At 40.3% G+C, this 18,248-nt stretch carries 20 protein-coding genes; 10 read left to right on the top strand and 10 right to left on the bottom strand.

Annotated features, from left to right (window positions below):
- The first annotated feature begins 17 nt into the window (after positions 1-17).
- The 3 genes from PHE37_RS07235 to PHE37_RS07225 are packed head-to-tail and all read left to right on the top strand — an operon-like array spanning position 18 to position 2,394.
- Positions 18-725 carry a DUF695 domain-containing protein gene (locus PHE37_RS07235; RefSeq protein ID WP_299995781.1) on the top strand — a complete coding sequence of 236 codons (708 nt, stop codon included), beginning with the start codon at positions 18-20 and terminating at the stop codon, positions 723-725.
- Positions 726-781: 56 nt separating this feature from the next.
- On the top strand, positions 782-1,150 hold the full coding sequence (locus PHE37_RS07230) for a diacylglycerol kinase (protein WP_299995782.1): 369 nt from the start codon (positions 782-784) through the stop codon (positions 1,148-1,150).
- A gap of 59 nt (positions 1,151-1,209) precedes the next feature.
- On the top strand, positions 1,210-2,394 hold the full coding sequence (locus PHE37_RS07225) for a saccharopine dehydrogenase family protein (RefSeq protein WP_299995784.1): 1,185 nt from the start codon (positions 1,210-1,212) through the stop codon (positions 2,392-2,394).
- Here the strand turns inward: PHE37_RS07225 and amrB are convergent.
- The 3 genes from amrB to PHE37_RS07210 all read right to left on the bottom strand — a co-directional run bounded on the left by amrB (position 2,391) and on the right by PHE37_RS07210 (position 4,448).
- Positions 2,391-3,191, bottom strand: coding sequence for an AmmeMemoRadiSam system protein B (gene amrB / locus PHE37_RS07220; RefSeq protein WP_299995785.1), 801 nt, complete (start codon positions 3,189-3,191; stop codon positions 2,391-2,393). The two genes, PHE37_RS07225 and amrB, sit on opposite strands and share 4 nt — an antisense overlap.
- The gene (gene amrA, locus PHE37_RS07215) at positions 3,192-3,740 is read right to left on the bottom strand and encodes an AmmeMemoRadiSam system protein A (protein ID WP_299995786.1); all 549 of its coding nucleotides are present in this window, start codon (positions 3,738-3,740) and stop codon (positions 3,192-3,194) included. It abuts the gene before it with no gap.
- Between the two features lie 150 nt (positions 3,741-3,890).
- Positions 3,891-4,448 (bottom strand): hypothetical protein, encoded by a 558-nt coding sequence (locus PHE37_RS07210; RefSeq protein ID WP_299995787.1) that lies wholly within the window; start codon positions 4,446-4,448, stop codon positions 3,891-3,893.
- Positions 4,449-4,569: 121 nt separating this feature from the next.
- Here PHE37_RS07210 and nspC point away from each other — a divergent pair, with 121 nt between their 5' ends.
- A complete protein-coding gene (gene nspC / locus PHE37_RS07205) occupies positions 4,570-5,715 on the top strand; it encodes a carboxynorspermidine decarboxylase (protein WP_299995789.1) in 1,146 nt (381 codons plus the stop codon).
- A gap of 3 nt (positions 5,716-5,718) precedes the next feature.
- On the opposite strand, the gene PHE37_RS07200 is transcribed toward nspC, so the two are convergent.
- Genes PHE37_RS07200 through tgt form a run of 5 tightly spaced genes read right to left on the bottom strand, consistent with a single transcriptional unit; the run spans position 5,719 to position 11,153 of the window.
- Positions 5,719-7,254 (bottom strand): hypothetical protein, encoded by a 1,536-nt coding sequence (locus PHE37_RS07200; RefSeq protein WP_299995791.1) that lies wholly within the window; start codon positions 7,252-7,254, stop codon positions 5,719-5,721.
- Position 7,255: 1 nt separating this feature from the next.
- Complete coding sequence (locus tag PHE37_RS07195) at positions 7,256-8,329, bottom strand: PilZ domain-containing protein (RefSeq protein WP_299995793.1); 1,074 nt, start codon at positions 8,327-8,329, stop codon at positions 7,256-7,258.
- Positions 8,322-9,260: a 4-hydroxythreonine-4-phosphate dehydrogenase gene (gene pdxA / locus PHE37_RS07190; RefSeq protein ID WP_299995795.1), complete on the bottom strand. Its 939-nt coding sequence runs from the start codon at positions 9,258-9,260 to the stop codon at positions 8,322-8,324. Before pdxA ends, PHE37_RS07195 begins: the two co-directional genes overlap by 8 nt.
- On the bottom strand, positions 9,248-10,030 hold the full coding sequence (locus tag PHE37_RS07185) for a pyridoxine 5'-phosphate synthase (RefSeq protein ID WP_299995799.1): 783 nt from the start codon (positions 10,028-10,030) through the stop codon (positions 9,248-9,250). Before PHE37_RS07185 ends, pdxA begins: the two co-directional genes overlap by 13 nt.
- A gap of 1 nt (position 10,031) precedes the next feature.
- Positions 10,032-11,153 (bottom strand): tRNA guanosine(34) transglycosylase Tgt, encoded by a 1,122-nt coding sequence (gene tgt / locus PHE37_RS07180; RefSeq protein ID WP_299995797.1) that lies wholly within the window; start codon positions 11,151-11,153, stop codon positions 10,032-10,034.
- A gap of 101 nt (positions 11,154-11,254) precedes the next feature.
- Between tgt and hemL the strand changes: the two genes are divergently transcribed.
- From hemL to PHE37_RS07165, 3 genes are read left to right on the top strand one after another with little or no spacing between them, the layout of a single operon-like run.
- Positions 11,255-12,538: a glutamate-1-semialdehyde 2,1-aminomutase gene (gene hemL, locus PHE37_RS07175; protein ID WP_300008349.1), complete on the top strand. Its 1,284-nt coding sequence runs from the start codon at positions 11,255-11,257 to the stop codon at positions 12,536-12,538.
- A complete protein-coding gene (locus PHE37_RS07170) occupies positions 12,538-12,840 on the top strand; it encodes an AtpZ/AtpI family protein (RefSeq protein ID WP_299994431.1) in 303 nt (100 codons plus the stop codon). Before hemL ends, PHE37_RS07170 begins: the two co-directional genes overlap by 1 nt.
- Positions 12,830-13,354, top strand: coding sequence for a hypothetical protein (locus tag PHE37_RS07165; protein ID WP_299994432.1), 525 nt, complete (start codon positions 12,830-12,832; stop codon positions 13,352-13,354). Before PHE37_RS07170 ends, PHE37_RS07165 begins: the two co-directional genes overlap by 11 nt.
- Here the strand turns inward: PHE37_RS07165 and PHE37_RS07160 are convergent.
- Both PHE37_RS07160 and rpoD read right to left on the bottom strand, forming a co-directional pair.
- Positions 13,323-14,009 carry a hypothetical protein gene (locus PHE37_RS07160; RefSeq protein ID WP_299994434.1) on the bottom strand — a complete coding sequence of 229 codons (687 nt, stop codon included), beginning with the start codon at positions 14,007-14,009 and terminating at the stop codon, positions 13,323-13,325. The two genes, PHE37_RS07165 and PHE37_RS07160, sit on opposite strands and share 32 nt — an antisense overlap.
- Positions 14,009-15,871, bottom strand: coding sequence for an RNA polymerase sigma factor RpoD (gene rpoD, locus PHE37_RS07155; protein ID WP_299994436.1), 1,863 nt, complete (start codon positions 15,869-15,871; stop codon positions 14,009-14,011). The genes PHE37_RS07160 and rpoD overlap by 1 nt, the downstream gene beginning before the upstream one ends.
- Positions 15,872-16,015: 144 nt before the next feature.
- Between rpoD and PHE37_RS07150 the strand changes: the two genes are divergently transcribed.
- The 3 genes from PHE37_RS07150 (at position 16,016) to PHE37_RS07140 (ending at position 18,248) form a co-directional block, all read left to right on the top strand.
- On the top strand, positions 16,016-16,840 hold the full coding sequence (locus tag PHE37_RS07150) for a flagellar hook-basal body protein (RefSeq protein ID WP_299994438.1): 825 nt from the start codon (positions 16,016-16,018) through the stop codon (positions 16,838-16,840).
- Positions 16,841-16,859: 19 nt separating this feature from the next.
- Positions 16,860-17,648, top strand: a complete 789-nt coding sequence (gene flgG / locus PHE37_RS07145; RefSeq protein ID WP_299994440.1) for a flagellar basal-body rod protein FlgG — start codon at positions 16,860-16,862, stop codon at positions 17,646-17,648.
- Between the two features lie 96 nt (positions 17,649-17,744).
- Positions 17,745-18,248, top strand: a complete 504-nt coding sequence (locus PHE37_RS07140) for a 3-isopropylmalate dehydratase small subunit (protein WP_299994442.1) — start codon at positions 17,745-17,747, stop codon at positions 18,246-18,248.

Here is an 18,248-nt window from a genome sequence, read left to right as displayed (position 1 = left end):
AAATAAGGTTTTAGTTAATGGTCGAATTTTATGAACTTCTTGATGATGAGAATATCCCCTATCGATGTGATGTTGAACTTGACCTCATCGAAGAAGCACCTCAAGAGTATCGTCCATCTCTCTTATGGCTTTTCGTCAAGGCTGATGCCGTTACTGAAAGTTTGGAATCATTTACTCAAGATTTAATAGCTACCCTCAACACTTCTTTGGATGCGGTATTTGCAGGACGTGTAATGAAAGAGGGGTGGGCTGAGTTTTATTTTTATGCTCCTCAATCAAAACGTTTTGAAAATATTAGCTCCGATGTAATGAATCGGCATGGTGGATTTGTGTATGAACGCGGTTCGTCGAGAGATAGCAAATGGGAAATGTATAGTGATAACCTTTATCCTGATGCATATGGGCTTTTGAGTATCCAAAACCGACATACGATCGCTGCACTTGTCGAAGCAGGCGATGATTTAAATATTCCTAGAGAAGTTGAACACTATCTCTTTTTTCAAACCAAAAGTTCTATGGAACGTGCGATTGCACAGCTCGCTTCGCATGGGTTTAATGTGAAAGAATATGTCAATGATGACGAAAGTGACTATGGATATGGTGTTGTTCTGATCAAGAATGAAGCCATAACAGCTGAAATTGTTGAAGAAACTACGACATCGCTCTATGAGTCAGCGATGCAGGAACACGGCCTTTATGAAGGATGGAGTACTGTTTTAGGTTGATTGTTTATTCAACCTGACTACAATATTAAACTAAATTACTGGATGTAAGGAAACTAATGGCGCTCAACAAGCCGCAATACACACTCTTTAGAAATACAAAATATGCCCTTAACGGCTTGCTTGAAGTGACGAAAAATGAAAAGTCATTTCGTCTTCAAATCATTTTATTTGTTATGGGGATGATCATTGCATGGAGCCTGCCGATAGCCTTTGTCTATAAATCCATTCTTTCTGTTTCATTGTTTATTCCGCTTCTTGCTGAAGTAATCAACAGTGCGGTAGAACGAACCGTTGATTTAGTAACGTTTGATCACCATGAACTGGCAAAACGGGCAAAAGACGCCGGAGCGGCATTGGTATTTCTTTCACTCGGCATGTTGGCATTTATATGGGGTTTGACTCTGTATGCAGCCTTTTTTCTGTAACAATTTCGTAAGAGATTTTCACCTATAATTACACTATCTTTTTTTTCAGGGGTTTTGCTATGGCAACTGCACTCATTATCGGCGCCGGCGGAGTAGGGCGCGTTGTAGCACATAAATGTGTTATGAACAACCATGTATTTGACCGCATTATTTTAGCGAGCCGTAGTATCGGACGTTGTGAAGAGATCCAAAGTGAACTTCCATCAGGTGCTATTGAAATTACGACCGTAGATGCGGACAATACACAAGAGGTCATTGATCTTATCAATAAATTCAATCCTGATATTTTAATCAATGTCGCTTTGCCGTATCAAGATCTTACGATTATGGATGCATGTATCGCTACAAAAACCCCTTATCTCGATACGGCTAACTACGAACACCCTGACGAGGCAAAATTTGAGTATAAACTTCAATGGGCACGTAATGAACAGTTCAAAGAAGCCGGAATCATGGGGCTGCTAGGAAGCGGATTTGATCCTGGTGCAACAAACATTTTCTGTGCATACGCTCAAAAACACTATTTCGACGAGATCCACACAATCGATATCCTTGACTGTAATGCCGGTGATCACGGCTATCCGTTCGCAACAAACTTCAATCCTGAGATCAACCTTCGCGAAGTAAGTGCAAAAGGACGTTATTGGGAAAACGGTGAATGGATTGAAACCGCACCGATGGAAATCATGCAGGTATGGGATTATCCGGAAGTAGGGCCTAAAGACAGCTATCTGTTGTATCACGAAGAGATGGAATCATTGGTAAAACACATCTATGGTCTTAAACGTATCCGTTTCTTTATGACATTTGGGCAAAGCTACCTTACACACATGAAATGTCTCGAAAATGTCGGTATGCTCGGAATCGAACCGGTTGAACATCAGGGGATAAAGATCGTTCCGATCGAGTTTTTGAAAACTCTGCTCCCTGATCCGGCATCTCTTGGCCCTCGTACCAAAGGTAAAACCAACATTGGTATCGTTGCCGAAGGTCTAAAAGACGGTAAAAAACGTAAAATTTATATCTATCAAGTCAAAGACCACGAAGAGTGCTATGCCGAAGTAAAATCACAAGGTGTATCGTATACGACAGGTGTTCCTGCCGTTATCGGTGCCAAATTGATGGTTCAGGGCATTTGGAGCGGACAAGGCGTATTTAACATGGAACAGCTCGATCCGGATCCGTTTATGGATGAAATGAACACCCAAGGACTCCCTTGGAATGTTATCGAGATGGACGTTTAACTAAACAAAGTACTTACATATCCAACGACACGGGAGGAATCTCCACTCGTGTCGGCACTTGTTCTATAATCAAGAATCGTACTTTTTAACCCTTTTTTCTTAGCCACATTCAACATAGCCTCTACACCAATAATACCGCATGCTTCACACCCTTGATGCAATTCAACTGTGTTTTTATCTCGAATAGCTTCCAAACAGATCTCATCGATTTGATTTGCTTGTTTTTGTGAATAGTAATGACTCAAATCGGTACTGATAACAACGGCAACATCCCCTTGATTCAGACAATAAGCTATGATAGGTTCAATTTGGGAAGGATCCGAATATGCGTAGACAATCTCTACGACGTTTACATCCGGAAAATAGTGTTTTATAAAAGGCATCTGCACTTCGGTGCTGTGTTCGTGATGTGCTTCCGGATAATATGCAACATGCAACCGCTCTTTTAAATCTTTTACGAGATTACGATCGATTGCTAAATTTCCTAATGGTGTCTGATACGAGTCCATATCCGATATGCTTGCCCCATCAAAACCGACACGATGGGAAGGACCGATCACTACAATTGTTTTAGGATGGGTATTTTTTAAAATACGAAATGCGATGTTTGCTGTAAAACCGGAATAAATCCAGCCTGCATGCGGAACAATGATCGCATTGCCTTTTAATAGATCGAAACGATGTAACACATCAGGATGGGATGATAATATCGTATTGAAATGCTCAATCATCACATTAATCTCTTTTTCCTGTGCAGGATAAAAACTACCTGCTACACTCATAAGACGGTGTGTCATTTACGCCTCCTTGATTTTCTCAACCTGATACGTATAAATATCGGGATGATACGAGAGGGGATCATTTCCAATCCCTGCTTTTAGACCTAAATGGGTAAAAAATGAATCAAAATCTTCCAATTCTTCCCATACCTGGGGTAAAAAAGTTGCCTGATAATTTCCTACGCGTAGGATAACACCGTCGATATTTGGGCGGATAATGTGTGATAGATCTTCAGCATCCTTGTATGTGACAAGTTCAGGTTTAGTGAGAAGTGATACTTCAATCTTTGCTGAATCAAGTTCATTTAGAGAAAGCGGAGGAAAGCGTGGATCACGAAAGGCCGCGGATTCGGCATTAGAGACTAAATCATCAATCAAACTCTGATGGGCGATGATCGAACCGATACAACCACGTAAATGACCGTTTAGAGTAAGTGTCACGAAAGTGGCTCTTTGTATCTTTAGTTCGGGATATGTATCTATTAGTGTATCTTTATCAACAACTGTATGCTCAAAATGTGCTTTAATCACATCTCTAGCGATCTTCAAATATACTGTAGTATTCATTTAATCTCCTTGATTCATATGCGGAGCTAAAACTAGGATTGACTACAATTGTATCATGCAAAGTGTAATAAAATGAGAGATGAGAAAGAAAGAATTTTGGAGAATTGATTGAGAGATGTTGTTTCCCCAAACAAAGGGGAAATGAAGGGGTTATACTGCTCCGAATGAAGCTTTTCCACCACGTTGCAATGCTTTGATATCATCATAGGTTTTATCATTCAATCGAAGATTACTGCGTAGAATTTCTTTTGCTACCGCATCAATTTTCTCTTTGTCAGACATTTTTTTCAAATCACCTTTTGAAAGATCAGCGATATCAAGCAAGTCATTCCATACTGAACTTTCATCCAATGCAAAAGTATTGAAGGTAATTCCTTCATACACAAATGTCCCTTTACCGATAATGTCAGAGACGAAAAGAAGGTATTTTCCTTCTGGAGTCAAATACTCTTTGTATTTTGCAACAAATGGTTCAAAAAGATCCAAGGATTGGAGTTCTAAAGCCATAAAATCGATTGTATCGTTGTTGGTAGCCAATAGTACTTGTTTAACAATATCTTTAGGCGGAAGACTTTTATCGGCAGTAATTACTTTACCTTCAGTAACGATGAGACATCCACGGTACGCATATTTGTAAGCATCAGTCGGTGCGTTGTAAACGATCATCCATTCGAGTTTGTTTTCAGCGATGTAGTCTTTTATAGACATTGAGGTTCCTTCAGAGTTATATATATTTTCTCAATACAATTCTTGTTCCATCAATTTTGTCGGTGTAGAAATAACTCTGTGCTACAATCACACCCGTAAAACTACCTTCCTAGGAATTTCCATGAGCGATATCGATTTTTCCCAACTCACCCATACTCCGTGTTATATTTGTGAAGAAGCCCGGTTAGAAAAAAATTTACAAGTAATGCAGCGTGTGCAAAATGAATCCGGGGCTAAAATCATCCTTGCGCTCAAAGGGTTCGCGATGTGGTCGACTTTTGATTTAGTAGGAAAATATCTGCATGGATGTACTGCGAGCGGATTACATGAAGCTAAGCTCGCACGTGAAAAAATGAACAAAGAGGTTCATACCTATTCTCCCGCATTTAAAGACGAAGATATTGATGAAATAGCCCGTATATCGGATGATATCGTTTTTAATTCCCCAGCACAGTTTCACCGTTACTATGATAGGGTAAAAGCAATAAACCCATCGATCTCGGTGTCTTTGCGTGTTAACCCTGAATATTCGTCCTCTCCGGTAGATCTTTATAATCCGTGCGGTCTTTACAGCCGGTTAGGAACGACTTTGTCTAATTTCAATGAGAGTATTGTAAGCAAACTGGACGGTTTAAATTTTCATGCGTTGTGTGAACAAAACGTTGATGCGCTGGAAGGGGTACTCGAAGCGTTTGAGTCGAAATTCGGTTCTTATATCAATGGATTAAAATATGTCAATTTTGGGGGAGGGCACCATATTACCCGTATCGATTACAATGTTGATCGCCTCATCGAAGTCATAAAAGCATTTAAATCCCGTCATAATGATATCACCGTCTATCTTGAGCCGGGTGAAGCGGTAGGTTGGCAAACAGGCCCGTTGGTTGCATCGGTACTTGATATTGTACATAACGGAATGGACATAGCGATTTTGGATACGTCTGCTGAAGCCCATATGCCCGATACACTTGCAATGCCATATCGCGCTGCTGTACGTAATGCCGCGGAAGCAGGTGAAAAAGCATACACCTATCGTTTTGGCGGAAATACGTGTTTAGCTGGCGATATTATGGGAGACTATTCGTTTGATGTACCGTTGAGAGTTGGAGATAAAATTATCTTTGAAGATCAAATTCACTATACATTTGTCAAAAATACAACTTTCAACGGGATTAAACTCCCGTCTCTTGCAATCTGGACAAAAGAAGGGAAACTAAATGTTCTCCATGAGTTCGGCTATGAAGATTACCGAAACCGTCTATCGTAAGAATTAGCGTTTTGCAAGTGTAAAGGCAAGGGCATCCGCGACTAATTCGTACATCTCTAAGACAGGAGCACTCTGTTCCATAATCGTTTTATGCATTTTCTCTTCATATGCCAGTTTGATGTTGCGTTGGGCCAATTCGCTAATTTTATTCGTGATCTTGTTATTGATGGATTCAAGCTGTGCAATATGACTTTTTCTTTTTGTAATGAGTTCATTGTAATAATCATTTAGTAGAACCATTTCATTTTTTATCGCTTCACTCTCGTCTGAATTCGATGAGAGTTTCTCTTTAAGGGACATCAATTTCATATCAGCATCAGGTAACAATTTTACAATTTCTTCCAGTTCTTTCTCAATATTATGTTTAGATTTTTTTTCGGATTCAATCTCTTTTTCCGACTCGTTAACACGTTCCTGAGCGATAGTTAAAACTTCGTCTTGAGCCGCGACTTTGATTTTTGTTTGTTTGTATTGCATCATCAAAGAAATGACGGCGCTACAGTTCCATCTGTTGTTGCGCTTATCCGTAATAGCATATTTTTGTATTTTATTTCCGTTGGCATCGATGACCGTTTCTTCGGTAAAATAATTGACAAATTTTTCAGCATTTTTATTTCGGTTCTCAATAAAATTCAAAAGATTTTTAGAGGTATGTAAAAGAATTTTTTGAAAATATTGTCGAAGTATATATCCCGTTTGTCCTTCAATTTTAGAACGATCATCTTCACTGACGATATCGAGCAGCATAACCTCTACCATGGATCTAAATACTTGAATAAACGTTTTGCTAAAGGTCATATTGCTGATAAACGCAAAGTTAAGGCTATCTGCAAGAACATCATCCAATACCTCTTCAATCATCGGCCATGCACCATCAGGAAAGTAGGTTTGATACATTATTTCCATGCTCTCAATGGATTCCCCTGAAAATCGTTTATCCACACCTTCCGGTATTTTTTTAGGAGGGGTAAAATAACGTATCGAAATTTTTCCACGCAAAAAGAAGATAATATCACGTTCATCAAGATTGAAAATATTGTCGACCTGCTGTCGTGTAATATATCGTGCAGACTCCATCGATTGTTTGTTGTCAATGTAGCCTTGCATAATCTGTGTATAAAATTCGTTGGGGATAGAAACTAAAAAAGGCAATGGAAGAAATTCAGATTTTTTACTTTCTAAATCACTGATTAAGGCCCTGTTTTTATGGATCATACGGTCAAGCTTTTCTGAATTTGAATGATCAAAAAAATGTTTGTGTATGGTAAAAGTTTTAAAAGAGATCTTGATATCAATATTTTGATTGGATTGAGCAAAATAGGATACTATGGCTTTTTTTATGGCCTCTTTTTTATCGTTGAAATACTCTTCTTTTTCAAAAAGCGATAATTTTTTGAGCAACGTAAAATAGTGTTCAAGTGTAAAATCAAGTGCATAAAGGTTTTTGGGAAGGATCGTATCCAAAACATCGATGACATCAGAAACTATCTTTGGATTGACAAAGGCTGTATCCGACTGAGAAGTATTTGTCTCATTCATATTAAATAATCTCATCTCGTAGTTTTTTAATGAGTTCCTGTTCCCGTCTAGCAATGTATTTTCCGAGTTCACCCTCTTGTTGGAGATTTGTTTCAATCTTGAAATGGTATTTGTATCCTGCTTCATAGGAAGATTTGAAGACTAATTTTCCCTTTACTTCCGGTGATTGTCCCATAATTTCAGGAGGGAAGATCAAGGTTACATCACTTAACGGAGAAATTGCATACGGATGTTTCGTCGTAACAGCGATTCCTCCAATGGAAATATCATACAAATGACAATGCAAGGTGAGGCTTGGGTGGACAATCGTAAAACTATACGGTTTTGGAGGTTGTACACGAATGCTTTGACGATGAAAAAGTGAGGTCTGAAGCTGATCAAACTGTTTCAATTCCAACAGACGTTCACCTTCAACCGTTATCGGATTAACGGATGCATAAACATCATTGATGAATTGGTCTTTTTTGAGAATATAAATGCCGTTTTGTATCAATGCGGCAGTCTCTTGAAGAGGGTGTACGCGGAGGATAACACTTTGGGTATCGGTATGTAAAATTTCAGCGGTATATTGGATAGGTACACCGTAATATGTGTTAAGGACCGTAATAGCCTCTGACTTCTGGCGAAGTGTTTCAAGCGCATTGATAAAAGCATCTTCGAATAAGAAGAAGGATTCATCATCCAGCCGGTTAGCGGCATAGGTGACAAACCTTTCGATAGCTGTAGAAAAAGAGACGATTTTACTCCATCCGCCAAGGTGTCCGTAAAACGATTTTATATAATGGTTTAGTACGATATAAAATGTATCGGATAAAAATCGTTCAACCTCTTCAGAATTACGAAACAGATCGCGTATATCGCTTAATACCGTATCAGAATCGGATTTTTTTTCTAAGAAAAGCCAATCAAACAATGCACCGATAAGGACTTGAAATTGGCTTTGTGAAATAGGTGTCGATACAATATCCGAATACGCTTTCCAAGCCGCTTTTATAAAACCGGGACGAAATAATTGTATATTAAAATGGGGATGGCTTAAGCTCTTAAACACATTGATAGATGCTTTTTCAGCCATGGTTTTCATCTTTAACGTTAAATGTAATTGCTGCCTTGACAGCATTCATATAACTCAGTACGGATGCTTTATTTTGATACGCTATGTCATACGCCGTTCCATGATCGACAGAAGTACGAATGATCGGCAGACCTAAGGAGACATTGACGCTTTCATCAAAATAGAGCGCTTTAAGCGGAGCCAATCCTTGATCGTGATACATCGCCGCTATCATTGAGAAATTTTCTCGGAACCGAGGTGTAAATGCTATATCCGGAACGATCGGACCGATAAAGATCTCTCTACCGATCTGTGCATTAGCACGTTCAATCGCTTCTTCAATAAAACGCTCCTCATCACCTAAGACTCCATGATCCCCGGCATGGGGATTAAGACCTAACACTGCAATCGGTTCATGCCCTGTAGCTGTATGGAGCAGCAGCAAAAAGGCCGTTAATTTATCCGTCTCAATTTTAGATGCTACTTCACGAAGAGGGATATGTTCCGTATAAAGCGCAACATAAAGCTTCTCGCATCCGAGCATCATAATCGCATCACTTTGAAATATATCTCTCAGCGCATCTGTATGTCCGACATAATGGATGCCTGCCAACTTCCATGCTTCTTTATGAATCGGTAAAGTGACAATGGCATCAACGGCTTTCGATCGTGCAAGCTCTACAGCGGCAATAAAAGAATCATAGCTGTATCGTCCGCACTCAGCGGAAACTTTTCCTGCTTCGATGGTAAATTCACCGGAAACTTTATACATATGAAAATCGTTTGGAATTTGTTTATGCAGTAAAGCTGCCGCTTGATGTGCCATAGTATAATTGATACAATAAAGAGGATTGCAGAGCTGTTTGATCTGATTGTGGGCCTTGAGGATTATCTCAAATCCCACACCGTTCAAATCACCGACACTGATGGCGATAGTTTTCAGCGTTGACATAATGCTTTCATATCCGACACGGCTGAGGAAAGACCGGTAAACACAGATCGGGCAATGATACTTTGACCGATATTGAGTTCCTCAATCGTATCGATATTCACAATAGGGGTCACATTTTGGTAGTTTAACCCGTGCCCGGCAGCTACTTTTAGTCCAAGTGATCGGGCATAATTCGCAGCATCGACAATTGCTCCGTATGCCTGTTCGATTTTATCGTCCAATTCTCTCCGTGAAAGGTTAAGTGCCGAAATAGCATGATGTGTGTGGGGTAGGGCGCTGTGTCGCATTGCATACAAATTAGAATAACTTCCTGTATGGAGTTCAACCCATTGTACTCCCAAACGTTCAGAAGCTTCAATTGCTTCTCGCGTAGGATCGATAAAGAGAGAAATCTCTATTTCATTTTCTTTTAATATATTAATAGTATTTAATATTGAATTATAGTTGCCAATGACATCCAATCCGCCTTCCGTTGTTACTTCTTCTCTTTTTTCAGGAACCAAAGTAGCACGGTGAGGCTTTAGAGAACAAACAATATCGATAATGGAGGGTTCTATCGCACATTCCAGGTTCACAGGAAGAGGTGATGCTGAAATGATCCGACGTGCATCTTCATCATGGATATGACGACGATCCTCTCGCAAATGGATAGTTATTTGATCGGCTCCGCTTTGAGCACATATGGCAAGTGCCATCAGAGGATCCGGATCGTTGATTTTTCGTGCTTCTCTGAGAACGGCAATATGGTCGATATTGACTCCGAGGGTCATTTTAGGCTTGACGGCGTGCATAAAAATCCTTTTTAAATTCAATAAATTTACCGGCTAAGATTGATTCGCGTGCTTGACGGACCAACCAAAGATAGTAATGTAGGTTATGAAGCGATGCAAGACGGAAATAGGTGATCTCACGTGAACGGAAAAGATGATGTAAATACGCTCTACTGTAGCGTCTGCAAGTATAACAAGTACATTCCGGATCAATTGGCTGTGCGTCGTATTTATAAAGTGCACCTTTGATATTAACTTTCCCAAATGTGGTGAAGAGTGTACCGTTTCTGGCATTACGCGTCGGCATAACACAGTCGAACATATCAACGCCCCGTTCAATGTTTTCAACTAAATCTTCAGGTGTACCGACACCCATCAAATACCGCGGTTTATCACTTGGCATAAGCGGTGTAGTGTGTTCAACCGTATCATACATCAAATTGTTCGATTCACCGACTGAAAGTCCTCCGATCGCAAACCCGTCATAATCCATGGCGCATAGCTCTTCTGCCGATTGGGTACGGAAATTGAAATCGGTTCCACCTTGAATAATGGCAAAGATATTTTGATTTATACCGATTCCTTTTGATTGGTTGTTACGATGATAGTCGATCGACTGTTGTGCCCATTGGGTCGTCCGTTGAATTGATGTTTGAATCCGTTCTTGTGTAGCCGGCAGTGCCACAAGATCATCTAGAATCATCATGATATCGCTGTTTAAATTGTTTTGGATATCAATGACTTTTTCCGGGGTAAAAAAGTGTTTACTTCCGTCAATATGGCTGCGAAACTCGATCCCTGATTCGGTTGGTTTAGATATATCACTAAGACTAAATGCTTGAAAACCTCCGCTATCCGTCAAAAAACTATTGGGATATGTCGTATATCCATGCAGTCCGCCGAAACGTGCTACGGTTTCATCTCCCGGACGCAGATACATATGATAGGTATTGGCAAGGATGATTTGAGTATCTAATAGTTCTGTCATATCTGCCATATCAAGTGCTTTTACAGAGCCTACCGTTCCCACCGGCATAAAGATAGGTGTTTGGATTGTAGAATGTGCCGTAGTGATAGTACACGCTCTGGCGTTGCCGCAGGTGGCATCGACGTTAAATTGCATAAAAGGCCTTAAGTTTTTTTATTATTTTATCGCATAACGAGCCGTTTGGACAACCTAATCTTCGGTATAATAAGAAAAAGATTTATTGATTAGGATTATGTATGAGCATTGAACACTCACAAACAGCCTTCGAAAAAGCTCAACAATTGATACCGGGCGGAGTAAACTCACCTGTACGGGCATTTAAAAGTGTTGGTGGTATTCCCCGTTTTATCTCACGCGGAGAAGGCGGATATCTGATTGATATCGATGATAACCGCTATGTAGACTACGTTCAAAGTTGGGGTCCTCTAATTTTCGGCCACCGAGACGAAAGCATTGAATCAGCTGTAATCGAAGCAGTCAAACACGGTCTAAGTTTCGGTGCTCCTACAGAAGCTGAAAGTGATCTTGCTGAGCTCATTATCTCTATTTATGACTCTATTGAAAAAATCCGTTTTGTCAGCAGCGGAACCGAAGCGGTAATGAGTGCGATCCGTCTTGCTCGAGGGTTTACCGGTCGTGATGATATTGTCAAGTTCACCGGTTGCTATCACGGACACAGTGATGCTCTGCTTGTTCAAGCAGGTTCAGGTGCCGTGACGTTTGGAACACCGAGTTCTCCGGGAGTGCCGGCCGATTTTACCAAACATACTTTATTAGCTGAATACAACAACATTGAAAGTGTCCGTCAATGTTTTAAAGACAGCCCCGGTATTGCGTGTGTCATTATCGAGCCGATTGCCGGAAATATGGGACTGGTACCCGCAACCAAAGATTTTTTGGCAGAACTTCGGACAGTATGTGATGAATACGGCGCATTACTGATTTTTGACGAAGTAATGAGCGGTTTCAGAGCATGTTTACATGGTGCGGAGAGTATCACAGGTACAAAACCTGACCTGGTAACGCTAGGAAAAGTCATCGGTGGCGGAATGCCTGTCGGAGCATTCGGGGGCAGACGCGAGATAATGGCGCACCTCTCACCCGAAGGCGGTGTCTATCAGGCAGGAACTCTCAGCGGAAATCCTGTTGCCATGGCTGCAGGACTTGCATCCATTCATAAGCTCAAGAACAATGCAAGAGTCTTCAGTGTCCTCGAAGAGAGGGCAAAACGTCTTATGAACGGCTTTGCGGAAGCAGCAACAAAACACAATATCCCTTTACAAACCGATGTACGCGGTTCTATGTTCGGATTTTTCTTTAGTGATGAGTCAGTTTCGAATTTTGCCGAAGCCCTTAAGAGTGATACTGCACGTTTTGCCAAGTTCCATGCTGCGATGTTGGATGCGGGCTTTTATTTTGCTTGTTCACAATTTGAAACAGGATTTATTTCTACCGCAACAACCGATGAAATGGTTGAAGAGACAATTGCCGCTGCAAACAAAATATTTGGAGAACTGTAGTGGAAGAGAATCACGAAGAGCATAAACCACGGATTAAACCGATTATCGAAGGTGCCGAGACCTTATCACTTGGAATCTCGATGGTTGTAGCCGTTTTGATCGGTGTCGCAATCGGCTTGGGGCTTAAAAAACTTACAGGTATTACGTGGCTTTTGTGGATCGGTGTTGCTATAGGTCTTGCAGCTGCATTTTTAAATGTTTACAAAGCCTACAGCAAACAATACAAAGAGTTTGAAAAATTGGCCAAAGATCCGCGATACAATATGGGGAAAAGCATCGATGAGGATGAGGATGAGGATTAAAAACGCAATCCGTATTTTTGTACTTGCCCACTTTGCCGTCTTAGTACTACTCTTTTTATCTAAAGAAGTATACTCAAATTTTACGGTTGCGATGCTCTCTTCGATGCTTATCCTTATGGGATCGCTTTATTCGTATCGAACGATGATTAATCAACGTGTCGAGACAGCCGATATCGAAGACAATAAAGATGTAATAGATATGATGGATGATCCGTACGATTTGTACGAAGAAGAACGAGAGAACGAAGTTGCCGATATCAAGCAGATGATAAAAGAAGAAAAAGCACGTCAAAAGAGTAATATAGTTCAAAACACGACCAAAAATGCATCAGCTTGGATATCGCTGTATCGTCTTATTCCGTATGCTTTTTTAATCTTGGGATTCCTGGCTCTTAACAACAACCATTCTCTCTTAGTATTGCCCTATCTTCTAGGACTAGCAGCGGGTATCCCGTTGGGATACTTTATTTCACGCGAGTTATTTATTTCACGATCATCGGAACATTTAGAATAATTTTTTGATCTTTTAGATCGACGAAGAGATTATTCTCTTCAGCCAAATGGGTAATCTCAGAGAGATATTTTTTATTAATTGATTCTGACGAAACTTCAATAGAGAAGAGTGAATATTTCTCCCCTTCAAATTTAATATGCTCACCTACACGGAAAAATAGCCGGGTTAAAATTTTATCATTCCCCAACATCGACGTATAGATTTTATTAAGCAATTTAATAAATAATTCTGTTTGCAAACGAATCTCAGGAATCGTGGGATCGAGCTCTTTTGTATAGCGTGTTTGGCTGCCTATCGAATTGGAACTGATACACAAATCGATCAATGTATAGACATTGACTAACTGGCCGTCCGGTTTTTGTTTTGTGAACTGGAAAGAAGGGAGTTGGTAAAGACGTATACCAATCTGCTCTTCATCTTCATATCCTACAGTGATACCGAAAAATTTAAAACGGCCAAATTCAAGTTCAAGAAATGTTGTTTTAAATCCGAATGAAGAACTTGCATACGTTGTTGCAATCTTATAGATAGCCGATGCTTCTATAGCACCGAGAAGATATTGCGCTTCTGTGTTCAGTGATATAATTTTTCCACCGGAATTAAATAGGATAAACGGATTGAAATCGTATTCAATCCACTGCTGATCAAATGTCATCAGTCCTCGATATAGTTTTTAAGTTTACGACCCACTTTAGGGTGTTTCAGTTTTTTGATCGCACTGCTTTCGATTTGACGAACACGTTCACGTGTAACGTTAAGTTCTTTTCCGATCTCTTCGAGAGTACGGTCACTCTCGTCGTCCATAATACCAAATCGCATTTTGATAACCGCTTTTTCACGCTCATTCAACTGTTCAAGAACACTTTCAATCTGGACTTTCAAATCGTCTTTCAAAATAGCATCTGATGGAGAGAGAGACATTTTATCTTCGATGAAATCTCCGAAACGTCCGTCTTCTTCGTTACCGATAGGAGCTTCAAGCGAAATCGGTTCTTTTGTGATTTTGATGACGTTTTTGACTTTCTCAACCGACAAGCCTACTTCTTCCGCGATGGTTTCGACATCCGGCTCTTTTCCGTGCTCTTGGAGGTGTTTACGCATAATTTTATTAATGCGGTTGATCGTTTCAATCATGTGGATCGGGATACGAATAGTACGTGCCTGATCGGCAATCGCACGGCTGATTGCTTGGCGAATCCACCATGTAGCGTACGTTGAAAATTTATACCCTTTTTGGTATTCAAATTTATCGACCGCTTTCATCAATCCGATATTTCCTTCTTGAATCAAATCCAAGAAAGGAAGTCCGCGGTTGGTATAACGTTTTGCAATCGAGACAACCAGACGGAGATTGGATTTAGCCATACGTGTTTTTGAAACTTCAGAGATATTTTTACCCCGTTTGATCTGTTCCAAAATATCAGCTAACTTTTCCGGCTCCATATTGAAACCGCCTTTAGAGGCTTCTTTGGTTTGAATCAGTTTTTTGATCTCCATATAGGTACTAACCATCGTTGCTTCAGGAACTTTAGCAGCGATTTCTTCTTTCGTCAGGTCGCAAATTTTGTTTAAGATCAATGTGTGATTTTTTTTGAGTTGATCGTTAAAAAGCGGAAGCTTATACTCAAGTCGTTTCAACTCACGGTCAAAACCTTCATCACTTCGTAGAGCTGTTTCCATAGAACGGACAAGCTCATTGATCAATTTTGAGGTCGGTCCAAGATCAAGTAATGCCTCTTTCAACATTTTTTTCTTGAAACTGACATTTAGGAAGAACAAAACGTATTCTGCATCCATCTCATCGATAGAACACTCTTCTAACATTTTCTCGGTTGCTTTGACCCAGTCTTTTTTTGCTTTTTCAAGTGCTTTAAAGCTGGTAACGACTTTTTCTACCCGTTTTTTATCTTTAAGAGACGGTGCTTTTTCAGTTGATTCATCATCATCGCCGTCATCATCACTGTCATCATCAGAGTCTTCTTCTTCAGCTTCTTCGAAACTTTTAAAAAGTTCTTTGACGCGTCGTTCACGATTGATGAGAGGATCTTTGTAATCAAGAATAAAATCAATTAAATAGGGGACAGAACAGATCGCATCGATAATGATCCCTTCCCCCATTTCCATCCGTTTGGATATTTCGACTTCTTCTTCTTTTGTAAGAAGCGGGATTTGACCCATTTCACGAAGATACATACGTACAGGAGAATCCGAACGTGACCATTCAAGAAGTTCATGCTGTTTTAGAATATCGAATTCATCTCCGCTGGCTTCTTCAATGTATTTAAGTTGCGCGGCACGTTTTGCAGCTGCTTCTTGCTGATTGAGCATTTTGGCATGTTCCGAAGAGGTAAACAAGCAGATCTTATGTTTTTGTGCCAGCTTTAAAATAGTTTTAGCTTGTGCAAGGGTTGGTTGTTTGTCAAAAGGATCGACAATTGTTTCATAGGTGAGACAATTTTTAGATTTATGTTCTGTGAATAGGGTTTCGAGATATTTATTTAGATCTTTGACACTCATGCGAGGAAGACTCCCTTACGTTAAAAAGAGGTGGATTATACCGAAATATTTCTTAAATACTCTCTGAAATATATATTTTTCTTCTATTTCTTACTTTGGAACACTTGTTGCTAGTGTCGTATTAATATTCTATAAGGATGATAAATGCAGACCGGATATTATGCGGCTACAGCCGGGATGGTTGCTGAGTTTAACCGCATCGATACAATTGCTTCGAATCTTGCCAATGCAAATACGGCAGGCTTTAAACAAGATCAATTGATTACTGGAGATTTTGTCCGTCTTTTTAAAGAGAAACAAAATATTCTCCCTATTCCTAATCAAACAGAAGAAGGCGCACAGTATTTTAACCGCTCGCTTTCACGTGTTCCACAGATTACAGATGCTTATACCGATTTTAGTTTGGGTTCTATGCAAAAAACTGAAAACACGTTTGATCTTGCTCTGAGTAAAGAAGGTCAGTTTTTCGCCGTCAAAACACCGCAAGGGATCCGATTGACCCGAGATGGAACTTTTACGACAAATGACGCAGGTAAACTCGTGACAAAACAAGGATATGAGGTATTACCGGCAGATTATGCTCAGAGTAAGACCACGATCTCTTTCAATCCGCAGGATAGCGTGATTACAATCGATAAAAACGGTCAAATTTCCACAAATGTTCCAGGGTCGACACAAATGGTCGCAAACAAAAAACTCATGATTCTTGAACCTCAAAATATACGCATGTTAAAAAAAGAGGGAGAGAACCTTTATATCCCTGAATCCGCTGATCCACTTAAACCATTAAATGAGAGCGGATCTCTAATGCAGGGATTTACCGAAAAAAGCAACGTCAATGCGGTTAATCAAATGATTTCATTGGTTGAAGCCAATCGCTTGGTCGGTATGTACCAAAAAGCAATGGACACGCAAATGAATGATATGAATAAAGACGCAATCGAAAAACTTGCCGTAACCAGACGATAAAACTAAGGAGAAATGACCCATGATGCAATCACTCTATACCAGTTCTACCGGTATGCTATCTATGCAAACCCAAATCGACACGACTGCAAATAACATTGCCAACGTTAACACCATGGGATATAAAAAGTCCCGTGCTGAATTTGCCGATTTGATGTATAAAGTAATGACCTATGCTGGAACGTCAACCAGTGATACAACCAAGTCACCGACAGGAATCGAAGTCGGTCTCGGGGTTCGTCCGACCGCTATCAATAAAATATTCTCCGAGGGAAGTCTAAAACAAACCGACAATACCCTTGATATGGCAATAACCGGTCAAGGTTTTTTCAAACTCCAACTTCCTAACGGGACGGAAGTTTATACCCGTAACGGTTCCTTTAAAATCGATGCCAACGGTACTATGGTCAACTCCGACGGATATACGCTTGTTCCTGAAGTTGTTATTCCCTCAGATGCTACCAATGTCAGCATTGGTACAGATGGGATTGTCAGTGTGACTCAACCTGGACAGGCACAAGCAACACAGGTAGGACAGATTTCTCTGACGAATTTTATCAATCCCGCCGGTTTACATGCAATGGGAGATAACCTTTTCGTTGAAACAGACAGTTCCGGTCAGCCTGTCGAGGGGACAGCAGGTGAAGATGGATTGGGTTCTATTCGCCAGGGATTTGTCGAACTTTCAAACGTTCAACTGGTTGTTGAGCTCACCGACCTTATTACGGGACAACGTGCCTACGATGCAAACTCAAAAGTCATTACCACCAGTGATGAGATGCTCGCGACCGTTAATGGATTGAAACGTTAATATTAACCACTATTAAATCCCTTCATACGGGATTTAAAACTCTTTCAACTCTTCTTGGCTATAATCCGCTTAATTTTACGTACCATAGGATTTTTGATGCAAAAAATTGAAGGCAAAGTTTGGAATTTCGGTAAAGATATTGATACCGATCTTATCATCGCCGCTCGCTACCTAAACACTTCTGACCCAAAAGAGCTCGCAAAACATGTTATGGAAGATGCAGATCCGACATTTGTTTCTAAAATGACTCCAGGTGATATCATTGTTGCCGATGAAAATTTCGGTTGCGGATCATCCCGCGAACATGCTCCGATAGCACTTAAAGCTGCCGGTGTTGCAGCTGTTATCGCTCCGACGTTTGCCCGTATTTTTTACCGCAACGCTTTTAACATGGGATTGCCGATTTTTGAACTTACCGAGAGTTTAGAGATAAAAGAAGGTGAGTCTGTCAGTATTGATATGGATGCAGGGACCATCACCAATCTTACAACAAATAAAACTTACAACTTTATACCCATCCCGCCATTTATGCAAGAGTTGCTTTCTGCCGGCGGTTTAATGAATTATGCGAGCGAAGAAATCGCTGCACAGGAGAAGTAA

This window comes from Sulfuricurvum sp. (genome assembly GCF_028681615.1).
GTDB lineage: Bacteria > Campylobacterota > Campylobacteria > Campylobacterales > Sulfurimonadaceae > Sulfuricurvum.
Note: the sequence above shows the minus strand (reverse complement) of the source record. Positions and strands in the feature narration are given on the sequence as shown.